This window comes from Sulfuricurvum sp. MLSB (assembly GCF_000747095.1).
Lineage (GTDB): Bacteria > Campylobacterota > Campylobacteria > Campylobacterales > Sulfurimonadaceae > Sulfuricurvum.
On record NZ_JQGL01000124.1, the window covers coordinates 1 to 1429 of the forward strand.

At 39.9% G+C, this 1429-nt stretch carries 2 protein-coding genes; both read right to left on the minus strand.

The genetic code is table 11. The annotated features are described in order from the left end of the window. A partial coding sequence (terL, locus tag JU82_RS08785; RefSeq protein WP_294892686.1) for a phage terminase large subunit occupies nucleotides 1-884 on the minus strand: 884 nt, incomplete at its 3' end. Continuing rightward, nucleotides 884-1306 carry a hypothetical protein gene (locus JU82_RS12010; RefSeq protein ID WP_294892688.1) on the minus strand — a complete coding sequence of 141 codons (423 nt, stop codon included), beginning with the start codon at nucleotides 1304-1306 and terminating at the stop codon, nucleotides 884-886. The genes JU82_RS12010 and terL, both read right to left, overlap by 1 nt. Between the last annotated feature and the right edge of the window lie 123 nt (nucleotides 1307-1429).

The window sequence follows — 1429 nt, forward strand, 5'->3', positions numbered from 1 at the left end:
GTTTTAAGTTTATTTCCCTCTACGTTTTCAGCAACGCCCGTTAAGGCATCCGGTGCATCATCATGTTTGTTCCGGCCTTCCTTTTGGTAGGTGGTAATGGCCTTATAAAAATCAGGCCATCGGTCACGCCAATTAACAGGGAAGTAAATGTGATCCATTACAAATGTACTGTTAGACAATATCCTTGCTAACTTGTTCTTTGATTGATGATATTGCTTAATGGACGGCTTTCTTGTCTGATACGTTGAGTATAGCAGACTTTCAACATTCCTTGCAAATCCTCGACCGCCGTTATTGCTTTCAATGATTGCTAACTTTGTGCCGTTCTCATGCAATAATTTTGCCGTGGCTGGCTCTGTGACTTCCATTCCTTCTATTGTGTGTAAAACGTCAAGGATATACGCTTCCCCGCTGTAAACGCCGTACACGATCGCACAGAGGTAATCTGAACCAGTATCAGCCGTATCAATATAAGCCCTTACGTCTGTAAACTCTGGTTGCTCGGTGTATGTCTTTAAGTTCTTGTATAGTTTACCCTCTAAATCAATTGGAATCTGTTGATAGTTAGCAGAGGCAACTTCTAACCCCATCGCACGTACTTTCATCTCATAGCTTTCTTTTGAAAGTATATCATCACACAGCATTGAGCCATCGTCTTGATGGGCTTTTAATGATATATGTCTTACTTGCTTATGCTCCTGATTAAAATGGTCTAACGCTTTACCTGCTAAATCGTTACTTGACCAACGTGTCATGATAATAATTACTTTTCCGTTTTCTTCTAGCCGTGACAACATCGTATTAGTGAACCAGCTCCAATGCTTTTCTAGTACGTTCTCGTTAAATGCTTCTTCACTGTTCTTGATTAAATCATCAATGATCATTAATGTGAACCTTCCAGACTCCATAAGTTCATAGCACCATCGCCCTGCTTAATCTTAACGTCCGGGAACATATCAGAGTAGACCGTTATGTTTTCATCGGCTTTAACTTCCTGTATCGCATTTCTAACACTCTTACTGAATGTAGTGGATAGCGTTTCGTTGTATGAACCAGTCATCACTTTTTCATGTACGTTTTGACCAAATACCCACTGTGTAAACATTACCGCACTTCTACTCTTGCCGTGTCTCGGCGGTACGTTGATAATCAGCACATCGTCACTTGAAAAATAAAAGTCCTGCATTTGTTCGCAAATATCTTTTAAAAACTTGCGATCCTCTTTATAAAAATCAGGTGCTAAAAGATTACAATAATAAAAAAAGTCCTTACGTGCTAACTCAAGTTCAAGGTCACGCCGTAACATTATTCCTTACCCAATAACTCTTTTATTTCTTTTACGCTTAAGTGCGATACGTCGTGACGATTGTTAACGGTTGTTTCGCCGCTGTGTTCGACTTCCTGCTTATCCGTATACCCATAATTCTTA